This window comes from Bacillus gaemokensis, from assembly GCF_001590835.1.
GTDB lineage: Bacteria > Bacillota > Bacilli > Bacillales > Bacillaceae_G > Bacillus_A > Bacillus_A gaemokensis.
On record NZ_LTAQ01000001.1, the window covers coordinates 506620 to 524710 of the forward strand.

The 18091-nt window shown below is 35.8% G+C and carries 22 protein-coding genes and 2 pseudogenes; 7 read left to right on the forward strand and 17 right to left on the reverse strand.

The window, feature by feature from the left end; genetic code table 11:
* Positions 1–135: 135 nt before the first annotated feature.
* From gcvPB to gcvT, 3 genes are read right to left on the reverse strand one after another with little or no spacing between them, the layout of a single operon-like run.
* Positions 136–1611, reverse strand: coding sequence for an aminomethyl-transferring glycine dehydrogenase subunit 2 (gcvPB, locus tag AZF08_RS02730; RefSeq protein ID WP_033672507.1), 1476 nt, complete (start codon positions 1609–1611; stop codon positions 136–138).
* Positions 1608–2951 carry an aminomethyl-transferring glycine dehydrogenase subunit 1 gene (gene gcvPA, locus AZF08_RS02735; RefSeq protein ID WP_033672508.1) on the reverse strand — a complete coding sequence of 448 codons (1344 nt, stop codon included), beginning with the start codon at positions 2949–2951 and terminating at the stop codon, positions 1608–1610. The genes gcvPB and gcvPA overlap by 4 nt, the downstream gene beginning before the upstream one ends.
* A gap of 20 nt (positions 2952–2971) precedes the next feature.
* Positions 2972–4072 (reverse strand): glycine cleavage system aminomethyltransferase GcvT, encoded by a 1101-nt coding sequence (gcvT, locus tag AZF08_RS02740; RefSeq protein ID WP_033672509.1) that lies wholly within the window; start codon positions 4070–4072, stop codon positions 2972–2974.
* 352 nt (positions 4073–4424) lie between these two features.
* On the opposite strand from gcvT, the gene AZF08_RS02745 reads away from it, so the two are divergent.
* Complete coding sequence (locus AZF08_RS02745; protein WP_033672510.1) at positions 4425–6107, forward strand: DEAD/DEAH box helicase; 1683 nt, start codon at positions 4425–4427, stop codon at positions 6105–6107.
* Entirely contained in the window at positions 6094–6888 is a 795-nt protein-coding gene (locus AZF08_RS02750; RefSeq protein ID WP_033672511.1) for a YqhG family protein, read from the forward strand. Before AZF08_RS02745 ends, AZF08_RS02750 begins: the two co-directional genes overlap by 14 nt.
* 32 nt (positions 6889–6920) lie before the next feature.
* Here the strand turns inward: AZF08_RS02750 and AZF08_RS30670 are convergent, their stop codons facing one another.
* Both AZF08_RS30670 and AZF08_RS02760 read right to left on the reverse strand, forming a co-directional pair.
* Entirely contained in the window at positions 6921–7067 is a 147-nt protein-coding gene (locus tag AZF08_RS30670) for a hypothetical protein (RefSeq protein WP_063177227.1), read from the reverse strand.
* A 93-nt stretch (positions 7068–7160) separates the two neighbouring features.
* Positions 7161–7388 carry a hypothetical protein gene (locus AZF08_RS02760; RefSeq protein ID WP_033672512.1) on the reverse strand — a complete coding sequence of 76 codons (228 nt, stop codon included), beginning with the start codon at positions 7386–7388 and terminating at the stop codon, positions 7161–7163.
* Positions 7389–7473: 85 nt separating this feature from the next.
* Between AZF08_RS02760 and AZF08_RS32080 the strand changes: the two are divergent.
* Positions 7474–7577, forward strand: a pseudogene (locus AZF08_RS32080) (GTP pyrophosphokinase).
* Positions 7578–7630: 53 nt separating this feature from the next.
* On the opposite strand, the gene AZF08_RS02765 reads toward AZF08_RS32080, so the two are convergent.
* Both AZF08_RS02765 and AZF08_RS02770 read right to left on the reverse strand, forming a co-directional pair.
* Positions 7631–8083, reverse strand: a complete 453-nt coding sequence (locus AZF08_RS02765; RefSeq protein ID WP_033672513.1) for a TlpA disulfide reductase family protein — start codon at positions 8081–8083, stop codon at positions 7631–7633.
* Between the two features lie 28 nt (positions 8084–8111).
* Complete coding sequence (locus AZF08_RS02770) at positions 8112–8654, reverse strand: peroxiredoxin (protein WP_033672514.1); 543 nt, start codon at positions 8652–8654, stop codon at positions 8112–8114.
* Positions 8655–8852: 198 nt separating this feature from the next.
* Between AZF08_RS02770 and AZF08_RS02775 the strand changes: the two genes are divergently transcribed.
* Positions 8853–9485, forward strand: coding sequence for a VC0807 family protein (locus AZF08_RS02775; RefSeq protein ID WP_033672515.1), 633 nt, complete (start codon positions 8853–8855; stop codon positions 9483–9485).
* Between the two features lie 137 nt (positions 9486–9622).
* On the opposite strand, the gene AZF08_RS02780 is transcribed toward AZF08_RS02775, so the two are convergent.
* From AZF08_RS02780 to comGA, 9 genes and pseudogenes are all read right to left on the reverse strand, one after another.
* Positions 9623–9823: a YqzE family protein gene (locus tag AZF08_RS02780; RefSeq protein ID WP_033672516.1), complete on the reverse strand. Its 201-nt coding sequence runs from the start codon at positions 9821–9823 to the stop codon at positions 9623–9625.
* A gap of 35 nt (positions 9824–9858) precedes the next feature.
* Positions 9859–10356: a shikimate kinase gene (locus AZF08_RS02785; protein WP_033672517.1), complete on the reverse strand. Its 498-nt coding sequence runs from the start codon at positions 10354–10356 to the stop codon at positions 9859–9861.
* A gap of 156 nt (positions 10357–10512) precedes the next feature.
* A complete protein-coding gene (comGG, locus tag AZF08_RS02790; protein WP_033672518.1) occupies positions 10513–10887 on the reverse strand; it encodes a competence type IV pilus minor pilin ComGG in 375 nt (124 codons plus the stop codon).
* Complete coding sequence (gene comGF, locus AZF08_RS02795; protein WP_033672519.1) at positions 10884–11378, reverse strand: competence type IV pilus minor pilin ComGF; 495 nt, start codon at positions 11376–11378, stop codon at positions 10884–10886. The genes comGG and comGF overlap by 4 nt, the downstream gene beginning before the upstream one ends.
* Complete coding sequence (comGE, locus tag AZF08_RS02800) at positions 11332–11649, reverse strand: competence type IV pilus minor pilin ComGE (protein ID WP_235190006.1); 318 nt, start codon at positions 11647–11649, stop codon at positions 11332–11334. The genes comGF and comGE overlap by 47 nt, the downstream gene beginning before the upstream one ends.
* Positions 11630–12073: pseudogene (gene comGD, locus AZF08_RS02805) on the reverse strand (competence type IV pilus minor pilin ComGD); the annotation flags it as partial. The gene comGE and the pseudogene comGD, both read right to left, overlap by 20 nt.
* A complete protein-coding gene (gene comGC / locus AZF08_RS02810) occupies positions 12070–12372 on the reverse strand; it encodes a competence type IV pilus major pilin ComGC (protein WP_033672521.1) in 303 nt (100 codons plus the stop codon). The pseudogene comGD and the gene comGC, both read right to left, overlap by 4 nt.
* A 12-nt stretch (positions 12373–12384) precedes the next feature.
* Positions 12385–13425 carry a competence type IV pilus assembly protein ComGB gene (gene comGB, locus AZF08_RS02815; protein WP_033672522.1) on the reverse strand — a complete coding sequence of 347 codons (1041 nt, stop codon included), beginning with the start codon at positions 13423–13425 and terminating at the stop codon, positions 12385–12387.
* The gene (comGA, locus tag AZF08_RS02820; RefSeq protein WP_033672523.1) at positions 13412–14455 is read right to left on the reverse strand and encodes a competence type IV pilus ATPase ComGA; all 1044 of its coding nucleotides are present in this window, start codon (positions 14453–14455) and stop codon (positions 13412–13414) included. Before comGA ends, comGB begins: the two co-directional genes overlap by 14 nt.
* A 204-nt stretch (positions 14456–14659) precedes the next feature.
* Here comGA and AZF08_RS02825 point away from each other — a divergent pair, with 204 nt between their 5' ends.
* The 3 genes from AZF08_RS02825 (at position 14660) to AZF08_RS02835 (ending at position 17239) form a co-directional block, all read left to right on the forward strand.
* Positions 14660–15355, forward strand: coding sequence for a helix-turn-helix transcriptional regulator (locus tag AZF08_RS02825; protein WP_033672525.1), 696 nt, complete (start codon positions 14660–14662; stop codon positions 15353–15355).
* Positions 15356–15493: 138 nt separating this feature from the next.
* The gene (locus AZF08_RS02830; RefSeq protein WP_033672526.1) at positions 15494–15736 is read left to right on the forward strand and encodes a DUF2626 domain-containing protein; all 243 of its coding nucleotides are present in this window, start codon (positions 15494–15496) and stop codon (positions 15734–15736) included.
* A gap of 108 nt (positions 15737–15844) precedes the next feature.
* Positions 15845–17239 (forward strand): L-cystine transporter, encoded by a 1395-nt coding sequence (locus tag AZF08_RS02835; protein ID WP_033672527.1) that lies wholly within the window; start codon positions 15845–15847, stop codon positions 17237–17239.
* Positions 17240–17434: 195 nt separating this feature from the next.
* On the opposite strand, the gene AZF08_RS02840 is transcribed toward AZF08_RS02835, so the two are convergent.
* Positions 17435–18076 (reverse strand): HD domain-containing protein, encoded by a 642-nt coding sequence (locus tag AZF08_RS02840; protein WP_033672528.1) that lies wholly within the window; start codon positions 18074–18076, stop codon positions 17435–17437.
* Positions 18077–18091: the final 15 nt, after the last annotated feature.

The following is an 18091-nucleotide window of genomic DNA, read 5'->3' on the forward strand; positions in this document are numbered from 1 at the left end:
AGCCTATGAAATCCCCTTTTTTCATCATTCTTACATAAAATATATAAATTTTTTACATTATTTTCACAATCTCTGCACCGTTTCTTCACAAAAAAAGAACCCGCATATAGCGAGTTCTTTTTATTTCGTATTTTTTCAAACTTGTACAGGAGCTGGTTTTTTGTAACGTAAAACTGGTTTACGAGCAGCCAACGTTTCGTCAAGACGTTTAATTACCGTCGTATGCGGTGCTTCTTGTACAACTTCTGGATTTTCTTCTGCTTCTTTTGCGATTTGAATCATCTTATCGATGAAACCATCTAATGTTTCTTTTGACTCTGTTTCTGTTGGCTCAATCATAATACATTCTTCCACGTTTAATGGGAAGTAAATTGTTGGTGGATGGTAGCCAAAATCAAGCAGACGTTTTGCAATATCTAGTGTACGTACACCAAGTTTCTTTTGACGACGACCTGATAATACAAACTCATGCTTACAATGTCTATCAAATGGAAGATCATAGAATGGCGCTAATCTTCTCATCATATAGTTTGCATTTAGTACAGCATATTCTGTTACTGCACGCAGTCCATCTGGACCCATAGAACGAATATACGTATAAGCACGAACATTGATGCCAAAGTTTCCATAGAATGGTTTCACGCGTCCAATTGCTTGTGGACGATCATAGTTAAAGTGATAACCATTTTCTGTCTTCTCTAAAATTGGTTTTGGTAAAAATGGAATTAAATCAGCTTTCACACCTACTGGACCAGAACCTGGGCCACCGCCGCCATGCGGGCCTGTAAATGTTTTATGAAGATTTAAATGCACAACGTCAAATCCCATATCTCCTGGACGTGCTTGACTTAATACCGCATTTAAGTTCGCACCATCATAATACAATTTACCACCTGCATTATGAACGATTTCTGCCATTTCTAAAATGTTTTCTTCAAATAAACCAAGCGTATTTGGATTTGTTAACATAAGTGCTGCTGTTTCTTCATTTACAACACGTTTTAAATCTTCTAAGTCAACAAGACCATTTTTATTTGATTTTACTGTAATCGTTTCAAATCCAGCTACTGTTGCAGACGCTGGATTTGTTCCGTGAGCAGAGTCAGGAACGATAACTTTTGTACGGTTATAATCACCGTTTGCTTCATGATATGCACGGATTAACATTAATCCTGTCCATTCTCCATGTGCACCAGCTGCCGGTTGAAGCGTTACTGTATCCATACCTGTAATTTCGATTAAATGTTCTTGTAAGTCGTACATTAATTCCATTGCGCCTTGCACTGTTTTTTCATCCTGAAGTGGATGAATATGTGCAAATCCTGGGAAGCGTGCCACGTTTTCATTGATCTTTGGATTGTATTTCATCGTACAAGATCCTAATGGATAAAATCCCGAATCAACGCCATGGTTACGATTAGAAAGTGCTGTATAATGACGCATAATATCCAGTTCGGATACTTCTGGAAGCTCAGCGTCTTCAGTACGAATATAGTCGCTCTCAAACACATCTTCTAATTTTATTTCTTCTACATCTAACTGGGGTAAGCTATATCCTATGCGTCCTTCTCTGCTCACTTCAAAAATAAGTGCTTGGTCTTGGTTCTTCATTGGATAGCCCCCATTTCGTTTACAAGTGTGTCAATTTCCTCTTTTGTGCGAAGCTCTGTTACAGCTAAAAGCATATGATTTACTAGTTCTTTATAATCACGGCCTAAGTCATAACCACCGATAATATTCTTTTGTACTAATGCATCATTTACTTCTTGTACTGGACGTTTGCAATCTACAACAAACTCATTGAAGAATGGACCAGCAAATGTTACTTTAAATCCTTTTGCTTCAAATTGACGTTTTGCATATTGTGCTTTAGAAATGTTTTGACGTGCCATTTCTTTTACACCTTGTTTTCCAATCGCTGTCATGGCAACAGAAGCAGCTAATGCATTTAGTGCTTGGTTTGAACAAATGTTAGATGTTGCTTTATCACGACGAATATGTTGTTCACGAGCTTGTAGTGTTAATACGAAGCCACGCTTTCCATCTGAATCCACAGTTTGCCCTACAAGACGTCCTGGAATTTTACGCATAAATGCTTTCGTTGTTGCGAAATAGCCGCAGTGTGGTCCACCAAACTGTGTTGGAATACCAAATGGTTGTGCATCACCAATGACAATATCAGCACCAAATTTTCCTGGTGGTGTTAATGCACCTAATGATAGCGGATTTGAAGAAACGATAAATAATGATTTTTGCTGATGAACGATTTTCTCAATATCAGTTAATCTTTCTACTTGTCCGAAGAAGTTTGGATATTGGACGATTACGCAAGCGACTGTATCATCTACTTCACTTTGTAATACATCTAAATCTGTTACACCGTCTTTATGATCAATTTCAACAACTTCAAGATGTTGACCTTTTGCATATGTTTCAAGTACTGCTCTTGATTCTGGGTGAACTGCTTTAGAGACAAGAATTTTCTTTTTGCGAGTATGACCAGCTGCTAACATCGCCGCTTCTGCTAAAGCTGTACCTCCATCATACATAGAGGAGTTTGCTACATCCATACCTGTTAGCTCACAAATCATTGTTTGGAATTCAAAAATTGCTTGTAATTCCCCTTGTGAGATTTCTGGTTGGTATGGTGTATAAGCTGTATAAAATTCTGAACGAGAAATAACATGATCAACAATGACTGGTGCATAATGATCATATACACCTGCTCCTAAGAAGGAAGCATACTCTTTTAAATTTGCATTTTTACCAGCAAGCTCAGACAGTTCTTTTAAAAGTTCTGGTTCTGATTTCGCCTGTTTAATGTTTAATTCCCCTTTAAAACGAACACTTTCTGGAATATCAGAAAATAATTCATCAATCGTTTGAACGCCGATCGTTTGTAACATTTCTTTTTTGTCTTCTTCTGTCATTGGAAGATAACGATGCAACATGAAATCTACCCCTCTCCCCGTTACTTTGAACGTTTGTAAAATGGTGTTGGAACGACAACTGCTTTAACGCGTTTATTACGAATTTCAATTTCTACTTCAGTATCAACTGCTGCGTATTTTACATCAACTAGTGCTAATCCAATGCTTTTCTTTAACGTTGGAGACTGTGTGCCACTTGTTACTTCCCCGATTTTCTCTTCTCCGATATACACAGGGTAATGAGTACGCGGAATACCACGCTCAATCACTTCGATACCGACTAATTTACGAGGTGCACCGTTTTCTTTGTATTCTTTTAATGTTTCTTTTCCAAAGAAATCTGCTTCTTTATTCGTTTTTACCGCAAAGCCAATACCAGCTTCAATTGGTGTAATATCTTTCGATAGTTCTTGTCCATATAGCGGCAGTGTCGCTTCAAAACGAAGTGTATCACGAGCCCCTAAACCACATGGTTTTAAACCATCTTCTGCTCCAACTTCAAGAAGTTTCTCCCAAATTTTTGCAGCATCTTCACTCTTACAGTAAATTTCAAACCCGTCTTCACCTGTATAACCAGTGCGAGATACAAGTGCAGGTGTACCATCTACAAGAACAGGATTCTTAAATTTAAAGAACTTGATTTCTTTTAAATCTTCTGACACAACTTTTTGTAAAATGCCTTCTGCTTTTGGTCCTTGAATTGCAAGCTGCGCAATTTCACTAGAAACATTGACTACCTTCGTATCGCCAATTACATGACTTGCTAACCATTCGTAATCTTTTTCGATATTCGATGCGTTGATTACTAATAAGTAGTCTTCTTCGCCACGTTTGTAGATTAATAAATCATCTACAGTACCACCATTTTCGTAACACATTGCTGTATATTGTGCGCCTCCTACCTTTAAGGTAGAAACGTCATTTGTAACAACACGTTGTAAAAATGCTAGACTATCTGATCCCGTTACTTCTACTTCTCCCATGTGAGACACATCAAACAAACCCGCTGCTGTACGAACAGCCTCGTGCTCTTCTTTAATACTTGAAAATTGAACTGGTAATTCCCAACCACCAAAGTCGATTGTTTTCCCACCATACTTCGCGTATACATCAAATAGTGGTGTACGTTGTAATGTAATCATGTTCTTTCCCCCTTATGCTGTCTATGACAAATCAATAAAAGTTGGCTTCCCGTATCTAAACATTTTTGATTCTGAAAAGATAGGATATACGGAATCTCATACCGTTTTTTTATGAAAGCGTAAATAAAAAAGCACTTTCTTGGATAAAATACGAAAGATTCCATACATTTCACACCATTATCCTAACATTTTTCGATCTATTTCATCAATATTCTAGCATAAAAAATAATTTAGAATTTTTCCATCTTATAAACGTAAGAATATCTTCCCTACAAAATACTAAAAAGAAAAGTATTTTAGACAACGGAGATAACATGAATCGTTTTACTTTACAGAAGGTAGGAGAGTCTCAATGAATGTCGATATTTCCGTAGATCGAACATGGCAAAATAATTTTTTAAAACGAATTGATGAAGACGGTCCTTGGACAAATTGGGACTTGTATCATCTAGCCTATGAAACAGAAAAATCATTGCTTGTACCTACATTTGATGGTTTACAAGCACCGAAACATTTATCACATTTCACACCGCTTCCTCATCAGTTAGAAGTCGCACAAACTGTAATTGAACAAATGAATGGAAAAGCGATACTAGCAGATGAAGTTGGACTTGGAAAAACAATTGAAGCCGGTCTTATTTTAAAAGAATATATGGTACGCGGCCTTGTAAAAAAGGTGCTTATACTCGTTCCAGCCTCCCTTGTTTCACAGTGGGCATATGAACTCAATACAAAGTTTTTCATTCCTGCTGTTGCTCAGAAAAAAAGTTATTCATGGGAACAAGCTGACGTTATTGTTTCATCAATCGATACAGCGAAGCGGTCACCGCATCGTGACATTGTTTTAAATCTAGAATATGATCTCATCATTATTGATGAAGCACATAAACTCAAAAATAATAAAACAAAAAACTATGAATTTGCGCAACGTTTAAAAAAGAAATTTTGTTTATTGCTAACTGCAACACCTGTTCAAAACCGAATTGATGAAATCTTTAATCTTGTTTCTTTATTGAAACCAGGACATTTAGGTAATCAATCTAACTTTGAAGAATATTATGCTTCTAAAAATCGATCAGCAGAGTCCGATGAAGATTTAAAAGAGCTCATTAACAAAGTTATGGTACGAAATCGACGACATAACACAGGAATCGATTGGCCGAAAAGACACGTCCGAACAATATTTGTTGATTTTAACGAAGAAGAACAAGCTTTGTATAGCGCCATCGAAAAATGGAAAGGACAAGATGCATTTACTTCTGCCTTTTCATCATTAACTTTGAAACGAGAAGTATGTAGTAGCCGTGAAGCGGTGTATTACTCACTCAAAAAACATGTAGAAAAAAGACAAAAAGAAAATGAACATTACATACGAGATCCATATATTGACGTGCTAATGGATAAAATCAACCATATCCCTTTTAACTCAAAAGCCAATCAAGCATTAGAACTTATAAAAGAAATTGATGATAAAGTCGTGATTTTTACAGAGTATAGAGCCACGCAAATGTATTTACAATGGTTTTTAAAACAACACGGTATTTCATCAGTTCCTTTTCGCGGTGGATTTAAACGCGGAAAAAAAGATTGGATGAAAGAGCTTTTTCAAAACCATGCACAAGTGTTAATTGCAACAGAAGCTGGCGGCGAAGGGATCAATTTACAATTTTGCAGTCATATGATTAACTACGATTTACCATGGAATCCGATGAGGCTTGAACAACGAATTGGACGTATTCACAGGCTTGGTCAAAAAAATGATGTTCATATTTATAACTTAGCAACAAAACATACAGTTGAAGAGCATATTTTGAAACTTCTGTATGAAAAAATCAATTTATTCGAGCGGGTCATCGGTGAACTTGATGAGATTTTAACGCGAATTAATATGAAAAATATCGATGCTCATATTCAAGAAATTTTCGCGCAGTCAAAGAGCGAAGGAGAGATCCGAATTAAGATGGAAAACTTAACGTCTATTATCGACTTTGCAAAGCGAAATGAAGCTGAGGTGCAAGGCTATGCAGCAACATGAAATTCATCATTATTTATGGAACTTTTTTGAAGCGAATGAATGCGAAATTTTACAGCGTTCCCCACATCTATTAGATGTGCAGCTAACAATCGAAATGGATAAATTATTAATGAATCGTCCTTTCTATTGGCATTATCTTGAGAAAACGGGTGGCATACCAAATCCGATGCGACTTACTCTTATTACAGATTCCAAGAGTGACGAAGACGAAGGTGAGCTGATTCACTACGGCTCCCCTCGCCTGCATCAAATCTTTCAAACAACAAAGGAACTTGGCTCCTACATACGTTTATTCGAAGATGTGACTCCTAGCGGTACGACACATACACCACTTCATCCATGGCTTGGTCTTAATATAAAGGTGTCCTATCAATGTGATCGAAAGAAAGATATGCTGCATTCCATAGGGATTCATCTGATTTCTGGAACAATGATTACAAACTTTCATGAAACCTTAGCAAAGATTCGCCTTACACCTAAAATACCAGATTTCAGTTTTACACTCTCTCCAATTATTAAACCGCAAAGCGGATTACAGCGAGTAGAAGATGCACTAAAGAGTATTATTTCAGCAGATGATCATACATGGGCGAAAGAAGCAAGAGTGCGTTGGAATCATGATTTACAGCTTCTAAGCCGTTTTTATGAAGAAAGTGAAGAGCTTCCTGAGAGCTATGAAATCGAAAAGCAGGCACTAAGGGAACAATATGAACCCCGTATTACGATGCAAATTATAAACGGTGGTCTCTTCTATGTTACCGCTAATCATTTTCTTTCATGAAAAAAGCTCCTTCATTTCAGAAGGAGCTTTTCTTATATTTTCCCATTGTACTTTCTGCCGTCATTATGCTCTTGTTGTTGTTTTTCTGTCATACGCTTTTGATACTCTCGATCTTTTGCACTCACATGATTTGCATCTGTTGGAAGATTCTTTTTCGAACGTCCTATTCCATTGCTCATTTCTTTCACCCCTTAAGCTTTTCAAATTCATCCTTATTTTCAGCTAGAGGAGCAATCCTTATACAAATAAATAAGAGGAGCTTTTCGCTCCTCTTACTCCTTCACATATTTCTGAAACATATCATGTATGCCTTGATTTACGAGATGAGAGATCTGTTCGTCAGATTTATGCGGATAACGATCACGCAACCTGATAGATGCCTTCACCATTAAATTTTCTAATACAGAACGACCACCTTCACCATAAATAATTTCAGCATACTCTACAAGCCTTCCATCTTCTATTGTTGCTGGATTATGATTGAAGAAAAACTTACTCATTGTCTCCACCTCTCTTTTTTGATAACGTTTACATTTATATAGATTATTTATGTTATTTATTTCACAATATTGTATTCATGTATAGATGATTAGTTTCATTATAAAACAACATGACGATAGGAATAATGTAAATTTTCGTCAATTTTGTGAACAAACACTAAAAATGAAAGCGTTTTAATTATTATATAATAAAAAAGATTACCACGCTAGGGGCAATCTTTTTATTTCTATTAAACTATGACTTACGCTTCGTTTGCTTCGTTTAGTACACGCTCAAGACGTTTGCGAAGCATTGGCATACCGCTGCCACCTGCTTGGAAATGACGAAGTTTTCCTTCTTTATCAAATACATAATAAGCAGGAACATATTTATTTTCAAATCCATCTGTAATCGCATGTTTGCTATCAACTAAAATTGGTTGAATAATATCGTGGCTCTCTGCCATTTTTTCAATTACTGCTAAGTCTAAATCTTCTTCTGAACGAGGCATATGAACTGCCACAACGTTTAAGCGGTCGTCATACTCATCACGTAATTCATTTACTTCTGGCATCGCTTCTTTACATAAGTAACAACTTACAGACCAAAAATGAATTAATGTCGGCTTGTCGCCAATTAAATCTTCACGCGTTACTGCGTCGTTTAAAATTTCTGTTGCCCCTTCTAATGATGGCATTTGCTCACGTAATTTCATTCTATTTATTCCTCCTATGATCTACAAATTATAGAGTTTCTTGTCCTGGTTTCCAGTTTGCTGGGCAAAGTCCGCCTGTTTGCAATGCCTGAAGAACACGTAATACTTCGTCTACTTCACGTCCGATATTGTTATGGTGTACAACTTGGTACATTAATTCGCCTTCTGGACTAATGATAAATAATCCACGTAGTGCAATTCCTTCATCTTCTAATAACACGCCGTAGTCACTTGATACAACATGATTTGTATCAGCTGCTAATGGGTAGCGTAAGTCGTCTAAACCATTTTTCGTACGATCTGTATTAATCCACGCTAAGTGTGTGTGTACAGTATCTGTAGAAACACCGATTACTTCTGCATCTAAATCTTCGAACTCATCGTAGCGATCAGATAATGCGATAATTTCTGTTGGGCAAACGAAAGTGAAGTCCATTGGATAGAAATATAATACTGTCCATTTATCATTTTTCATATTTTCTTCTAAGCTAACATTTTTGAATTCTTTATTTGGCATTACTGCATTCATTTCGAATCTTGGCGCTTGTTTTCCTACTAAACGTTTTGTCATATCTATATTCATCCTCCTGAAGCTAATTGAGATTAATTTCTAATTTATAATGATTACAATTTGTATTATATACAAGTTATCAAATTAAAGTCAACACTAAATTAAAATTATTTTAATTTGATTTCAATTATCAATTAATCTTGTGCAATATTCAGAAATTCTATTGTAAAATAGACCTATTACTTAAGGAGGCATAACATGAACCAAAATAAGAAAGTTGTATTCGATCTTATCTTTTATCTCGTCTTTCCTTTTGTCATTTGGAAATTCGCAAAAACTCATATTGATCCTTATTACGCGATGCTTATTTCCTCAGTACCGGGAATTCTTTATACACTCTACTGCTTCAAAAAGGAGAAGCAGTTCCATGTGACTGGATTCTTCATTCTCACTACTCTTATCACAAATACGACTGTAGATCTACTATCTGGATCTGCTGAACGTATGCTTTGGAACGATGTATATTATCATATCGTGCTTGGGTTGATCGTCATTTGTACAATCTTTATTAAGAAACCACTCATGTTATATTTCGCAGCTGATATTGCGGTACTTCAAGGACATGACCGAAATGAAAGCCGCGCTCTTTACCGTGACAAACGCATATATCCAGCGTTGCAATATTTAACACTATTTTTTGGTCTCCAGTTTATCGCAAAGAGCTGTTTAAAGATCTATTTTATTTCTGTTTTTGGAGTAGAAGGATATGGCGAAATGAGGGCCATTATGACCGCAGTTGGTTGGGGTATTTCTATCTGCCTCGGCATAGGATTTGTTTGGGTAAGTAACAAAATAAACCTGGTAACAGAAAAAAAAGAAACCGCACACTAAAAATCCCCCTGTACAATACATGTACAGGGGGATTTTTATAGGTTTATCTGTCGAATCGATGACGAGTACACACTCGTCTCAAAAATCTTACTATACCGCCTAGCACAATTACTAGCGGTAAATCATTCCAATTTTTATTAACTTGATTTTTGTCTTTTCTTCTTTACTTTTTGATAAAACAAAGCAGCGCTAAGTGGCATCATGCCAAACCATCTATTTAAAAAAGGCGCTTTTTCAGCACGACGCTGCTGCTTTTGCTGCTTTCGATCCTCTTTTGGAGCATCCATATACGATACGAATTGTTGCGTTACAAAACGCACATAATCATTAGTAGACATATCATCACCTCTACTTGGTTAGTATGTCCACTTTTTTATGCATTAATCTTAAGACGTAGCGCTTCCATAATTTCTTGCACACTTTTATTTGTCGTATCAATGTGTATCGTCGCTTCTTCATAAAAAGAACGGCGATTCTCAAATTTCGCTACAAACGCCTCTATATTCTCTTTTTGAAATAAAGGACGCGTTATATCTTCACGAAGACGCTCTGCGATTACGTATGGATCACAATATAAATACACAACAGTTCCATTCTCTTTCATCCACTGGCGGTTCTCCACGCGTTCAACGATTCCACCACCTGTTGTAATAATTAAGTCACTCGTTGGCAATGAACGTAGCATGTCAATTTCATATTGACGGAAAGAGCCTTCCCCTTCTTCCGAAAAAATATCACGAATTACCTTCCCTTGCTGCTCTTCAATTTTTTGATCCGTATCTACAACAGCAATACCAAGCTCTTTACTTAATGCTTTTCCAATTGTTGTTTTGCCTGCTCCCATATAACCTGTTATGTAAATGGACTTCACTTTGTTTCCTCTTTTCTATTTGGTGATTCATTATTTATTATTTGTATTATAACGAAAGATGTTGTTTAGTTTATATAATTCTCTACAAAATGAATAAAAAACGTTTTGTTCTTAAGTCTCGATTAAGAACAAAACGTAATGTAAACCACCTGTATTTCATCTTGTTTCTACCCAGTTTATAATCTTTCTATTTTCTTTATCGTACTGAAAATTCACTTTATACTCCCTACGTTGCTTCGTTAAACATTGTAATGAAACAAAGACCGTTTCATTTTCAAATATATAACTCCCACTTGCTTGACCTTTTTCATATAGGAATGAAAACATACTATTTTTCTCTTTTTGCTGCAAATCTTGCTTGATATTTGAAACAGCTTGATCAGTAAGCTCTTCAAGAATAAATTTCTGTTCTGCTTCTATATAAAATTTTTTATCAGATAGGAGCATATTCGTTTCATATATAAAGAATGAAAACAGTAAAAAAAGAAGAATCAACGTCCCTGGCATCGCAAAGCCCTCTTGCTTTCTCATGTCATCATCTCGATTGCCACGTAACGCGTCGCTACACCATGATATATTTTACCGCTTATATCTTGTACATGTACGGATAACGTATAGGGCGTCAATTCATAAGAAATCATTCTTACCTTTTGTAATATAATTTCTCTTCCTAACCTATTTACTTTTCTCACAACATTCCGATTTAACCTTTCATACGTTACAACTTCACCATTGTTCATTTGAAACAGTACGTCCTTCCCTTCTTTCTCTGATAATACAACTTTCCCCATTGGAACTTCTCGAAACTCTAACTGGACTTGTTCCATGAACACATCCCATTCCCAATTATTCATTTCCTTCGAATACGGTTTCTCGATAAATAAACTATGCAAGCGTGGTACAAGAAGAAAGAAAACCGATAAGAACAACAAGCATAAAATCATTTCTAACAATGTAAACCCCGCTTCTAACTTCTTATTTTTTCGCATGACGACATTGTTCCATCCTCCTTTGTTTGACATCCTTCCAAATGGCACAAACTTCTTCCCCACGCCAATACGTCTGATACACAGTACGATCTATTGTCTCTTCTTTTGCTTGCTTCTCTTCATTTTGATGCACATATAACGCAAATTCCTTCTTCAGTAATACTTGCGCCTTATAGCGAATTTGTATATTTTTTCTTTCTTGCATAATGAAAAGTGTTTGCGGCAGCAAAAGTGCTACTGCCATCATTAATAAACTTAACGATACGAGCATTTCGAGCATAACTGATCCTCTTTGACACTTCACGATACGTAAATCTCCCTCTTCCAAGCTGGAATACAATTTCGTAGGTACGTGCACGATAGGAAAGTAAAAGTGTGCCACCTTGATTTATATTTCCACTTGCGTTATAAGTCATCGGATTAGGAAAAGTATTTAAATCAATCTTTATATCACGGTCATATTCCCGAGTAAAGATAAATTGTTTCTCACCAGATTTTCCAATACGATACAAATGGTTCTCGGGGAACCATCGCAATGTATAACGTTTCCGGTGACCTATTGCTAACTGCTGCATATACAAAACATCTTGCGAAAATTGTTTTAAAAATTGCTCTACCTTTTGTTTTTCGTATAGAGGGGTCACATTAAAATAGGTGATGACGCTTAATATAGAAATTACACATAAAACGAGGAGCATTTCTAAAAACGTAAAGCCGTTTTGTTTCACGATTTACCAACGGATACTGTACCATCCTCACTTGAAATACTAATTGGCTCACCTTTCGGACAAGTCGTAGAAGTGATGTATTTGTCTTTTACTAGATCATCTACTGTTGGTATTTTATTGTTTTGTAATTGATAAGCTTGTACTTGTGCTTCTACAGATTTCACGTAAGCATCGCAGCCCTTTCCTTGTACCGACGAACGCTGTTTAATTACATTTGGAATAATTAATAAAAGCAATACCGAAATAACGACCATTACTAATAACATTTCTAACAGAGTAAATCCTTTTTCATTTTTCATTAAGAGCGCCTCCTATATTGAATTCATCATTTGAAACATTGGCATAATCATCGCTAAATACATAAGTACAACAATGATGCCAATACACGTAAATAAAAACGGCTGAATCACAACTAAAATACGATTGATTTTTCCTTCCATTTTCTCAACTGTTAATTCACTATAATCTCCTAATTCTGTTGCTAAACCTCCATTTACCTGTCCATGTGCTATTACATAGGATAGCTCACTTTCGTAGTAGCCACTTTTCATAATGATAGAATCTAGCTGTTCTCCTGCAATTAATCGTTCTTCAATCCGGACAGCCTCATACTGAAAAAACGGATGATGCTTCTGTTCAATCATTAACGTAAGGGCTTCAAGTACGGACAAACCACCTTGTAGTAATCCGCTTAATTGGACGGATAAATAATGAGAATTTGTTAAAATAAGAAATGTTTTAATAAGGGGAATTCGAATCATAATATTTACCCTTTGAATGGGAGGAAGTTTCTGCAGATAAAACACATACATACATGCTCCAAGAACAATGAAGAGAAAAAATCCACCTATCATATACGGAAGTATTTGCATAAAGGTCATAATTTGATCGGCAAAGGAAGTAGAGGAGGTGCGCATAGAGCTATATAAGGTTTCAAATTGAGGAAGCAAAACAAGATTGAATACAGCGAGAATCCCGATTAAAAAAAAGGATAAAAAAATCGGATAGCGCAGCACTTTCATCATATCCTTTTGATACTTATCTTTTCTATGAAGTAGTACACTTCCTTGCTTCAATGCAAACGAAACATCACCGTGCCGCTGGGCATAAAATAAGTAACTTAATATGTCTGGATGAAACATGAGTTGATGAAAAGCATCGTGTAAACTCTGTCCATTTTTTAGTTCTTCGGTAATACACTGGAGTTGTAGTCGTTTTTGAGGGGTTAATTGAAACTGCAGAAATTCTAGTGCTTGTAAAAGTGAATATCCTTTTTCTATTAATTCTCCAAGCCTTTTTAATAACAAAACTTGTTCATGTAATCGCCATCCTTTTCGTTTAAACATAAACATCCTCTTCTAAAAATCCTAAAGCGTATCCTTTCCTTACCGATGATTGTAAAGTTTCATACTTATAGGTTACATGTTCTCCATCTGCTTCCCGAATAGCTTGTTTTAATTCATGTCCATACAACAGCTCATAAATGCTCGCTTGCCTTACTTGACGCATCGCTTTACATAATGGAGAACATTTCCCTTTGCAAAATGGACATTTCAACTCAACAAGTCGCTGCGCCGCAACAGCCAATAGTGATTGCTCGATTTCTTGCCTTGTGATTCCATAGTCCATAAAACGTAACACAGCTCCTTTTGCATCATTCGTATGCAACGTTGTCATCACTAAATGCCCTGTTAAACTTGCACGTACTGCTACTTTTGCTGTCTCTTCATCACGGATTTCACCGACTAAAATAATATCAGGATCATGGCGTAAAATTGCTTTTAAACCTGTTGTGTATGTGATGCCTGCTTTTTCGTTAATTTGAATTTGTAATAAGCCATCCTTTCTTTTCTCAACTGGATCCTCAAGTGTAACAATCCGGCGCGTTTGTCCTTTTTTAGCTACTTCTAAAAGAGCGTACATTGTTGTTGTCTTTCCTGATCCAGTTGGTCCAGTAAAAACGAGTAATCCATGAGAATGATGCAAAAAAGAAAGAAGTGTTTTTGCTGAGCTTGGAAATAAAGAGAGGTGAGAAAGAGGCTGGACTGAGGCCTGGAGATGCAAACGAATAACGAGACTTTCTAAATAGACGGTAGGAAGTGTAGACAGTCGTAAATGAACTTCTTGTCCATCCATTTGTAAATATAATGAACCATTTTGTGGCTTTCGTCTTTCACCTATATCCATAGATGCTAAAAATTTAAAATGTGACACAAGTCTTTCTCCAAATTTTTTTCCAATACAATGCTTCGTTATTAAGTCTTTTCCTATACGCAACTGTATGACTGCATCTTCTTGCCGCGGCACAATATGTAAATCCGATGCTTGTGACGCACATGCTTCTTTCATAATTGTATTTGCAAAATGTTCAATACCATTCATCGTTATCCCTCCTCACTATGTATATATCATGAAGAACTCAAAAAGAAAAATAGTGAATTTTATGTTTTTACATACTTAAAAAGGAAAAATGTATTTGTGAAATTATGAACAATTTCTGAATTATTGTCTAAAATTACCTATACGCAACATTATCTGTATTATAATATTAATATCTTGGATAAAGTGATAAAGGTGGAGATCATCATGGAACAAGCTTTAAAAATTACAGGTGTATTATCTGATCCAACTCGATATTATATTTATAAATATATTTCTCAAAAACATAATTCTGTAACTGTACAAGAAATTGCAGATGAATTTAATATTCATCCAAACGTAGCACGTCTTCATTTATCAAAATTAGAAGATGTAAATATGTTGAAATCAGAGACAAAGAAAACAGGAAAAGGCGGAAGACCAAGCAGATTATATGCGTTATCTGAAGACTTAATCCAGCTGCAGTTCCCATTTCGCGATTATCAATTATTAGCAAAAATCGCTTTTAACTCATTACTTAGTCTCGGTGCGGCTGGTGAAAAAGCACTATATGAAACAGGAAAACAATTCGGTAAGGAATTAATGGAACAACATGTACAGCGTCTAAATCTTGATGAAGGTGCATTAACATTAGAACAAAAAGTACAGATTGCAAAAGAAGCACTAGCAACTGCTGGTCTATCTCCTGCTTTTGAATTAAGTAAAGACGGTACACAAATTTTCTATGATGTTCATAATTGTCCATTTAAGGAAGTTGCTGTTCATCATCCAGAAGAAATTTGCAATATGCATAGCGATATGATGCAGGGCATTTTTGAAATCCTATTCCCGAACATGGAACTAACACGACATGATAATTTATTAGACGGATGCAAATCTTGTAACTATAAAGTTCAACTATAACTGCTTTCACATGAAAATGTGTCAAAAGGAAGTCAATTACATTTGACCTCCTTTTCTTTTTCCGCAAATATTTACAATAGTAAGAAAAATAAACTATAATGGATAGAGGTTTACTTTTTTAGAAAAGGGGGGAATTGCATGGAGCGCATGTTTCGCGTTCTCGGCTTTTGGACTGGAATTTTCGCAGTTATGTTTTACTTAGGGGATATGTACGCAACTGCATTATTATTTTTAGGACAAACTGGATTCTTTGTACTTTTAAGTTATTTAAAATTAACAGAGCGTATGTATATATACGTATTTGGGGCATATTTAACTGTTTTCTTCATTGGATTTACATACTATACAACATTTTTACTTGTCCCTGGCGCTGGGCATTAAAAAGATGGCAATTTGCCATCTTTTTTTATTTTTCTTAATCACCTAGTTGACTTATAGGTTTTCTTGAAATATATTTTATATAACAGATTGGAATTAGGGGGAATAAACATGAATACACTGCTAGTCGGAATTAACATTGCGGTCATGCTCATATTAGTCGGCGTATTATACTATATGCAACGTAAGCATGTATCTTTTAATAAACGCGTATTTATAGCTTTAGGAGTCGGAATTACATTCGGTCTTATCTTACAATTTATCTATGAGCCTACTTCTCAAGTCATCATCGATTCAAATAATTGGTTTAGCTTAATCGGTAACGGTTATGTGAAGTTGCTACAAATGATTGTTATGCCACTGATTTTAGTTTCTATTATCTCAGCATTTACGAAGTTAAAATTAACAAAAAATCTTGGTAAAATTAGCGGACTTATTATTGGAATTTTAATTCTTACAACTGGCATTGCTGCGGCAGTTGGGATCGCAGCAAGTGCAGGATTTGATGTTCAAGCAACTGGTTTACAACAAGGTGATGCAGAGTCAGCTCGCCTAAAATTAGTGGAAGAGAAATTTACTTCTATTGAAAAAACACCAGTTCCACAAAAATTATTAGAATTATTACCTACAAATCCGTTTCTTGATTTAACAGGTGCACGTCCAACATCAACAATTTCTGTCGTAATCTTTGCTGCATTTATCGGAATCGCCTTTATAGGAGTGAAAAGAAAGTATCCAGAACAAGCAGAGTTATTTAAAAAGATGCTTGATGCTGTCTATGCAATTGTAATGCGTATGGTAACGTTAATTTTACGTCTTACTCCATACGGCGTATTAGCTCTTATGACAAAAACAGTCGCTGGTAGTGATGTAAGTGCCATTTTAAAACTCGGTAACTTTGTTCTAGCATCTTATGTAGCACTTATCGTTATGTTTATTATTCACTTATTATTAATTGCTCTATCTGGTTTAAACCCAATTCAATATTTGAAAAAGGTATTCCCAGTATTAACATTCGCTTTCACTTCTCGCTCTAGTGCTGGTGCAATGCCATTAAATATTGAAGCTCAAAAAGAAAAACTTGGTATTTCAGAAGGAATCGCAAACTTTGCCGCTTCCTTCGGGGTATCTATCGGTCAAAACGGTTGCGCAGGTATTTATCCAGCTATGCTTGCAATGATGGTCGCTCCAACGGTAGGAATTGATCCATTACAACCACAATTTATTTTAACTTTAATCGCTGTTGTCGCTGTTAGCTCATTCGGTGTTGCCGGCGTAGGTGGCGGTGCAACATTCGCTGCTTTAATCGTACTTTCTACAATGAACTTACCAATTGGTATTGTCGCTCTTGTTATCTCTGTTGAACCATTAATTGATATGGGTCGTACAGCTCTAAACGTAAGTGGTTCAATGACAGCAGGTCTTATTTCTAGTAAATGGCTTGGTGAACTTGATCATGATACGTATAATCAAGATGATGTGAAAAGCGAGGAAGTTGCGTCGTAATACTAAATACAAAAAAGCCCTAACATATGTAACTACTATGTTAGGGCTTTTCACATTAATCTCCCAAAGCAAATACTAAGCAATTGTTGCTTAATGCTTCTACACATAAGTTGTATAACTCTTTGGCAAATTGTATGATATCCGGCTCATTATAATCTTTTATAAGAATTTCAGACCTATTCTTAAATACGATATTCAATACCCTATATCAGCATAAATAGATTTCTCCACTTCCGGAAGAAGTCTGTATACACTCATTCCGATTAAAGATTCTATTTCTTTTTTAATTTCATAAAAACCTTTCCAATGGATAGAAGTATGGACATTAGTACCATGCCTCAATCCAACTGAAATCAATCTTTTTTCAAGTGTAGTAAATCCCTTTTCATCAGCTAATGCATCACAAAGAGTAATTACTTTATCATATAGATCATAGTTACTATTCTCATTTAATATCTCTACAAGTTTCATCTTCATATCAGAGGGGACAAGACTCCAATTAGCCGCTATTTCTATATTCTTATTCCTACAAGGAAATGAATGTGTTACACATTTAATTGCATTCCCTCTAAATCCCAATTGATCTAAGTACATGTATCCATCATAAGAATGTATAACAGACTTAGTAAAACCTTTATATCTCCCTATATCATGAAGAAGTCCAGCATTATAAGCCAAATTATGGTCCAAATCACATCCTTGTTTCCTAAGTTCTAAGATTATGTATTCAGTAGCCTTAGCAACGTTTATCGAATGTTCATACCAGGGACCAGGATTTTGTTGATACGCACGTCCCAATAATTCTTGTGCATACACTCTATCCATGATATATTCCATCATATCACCCCTTGT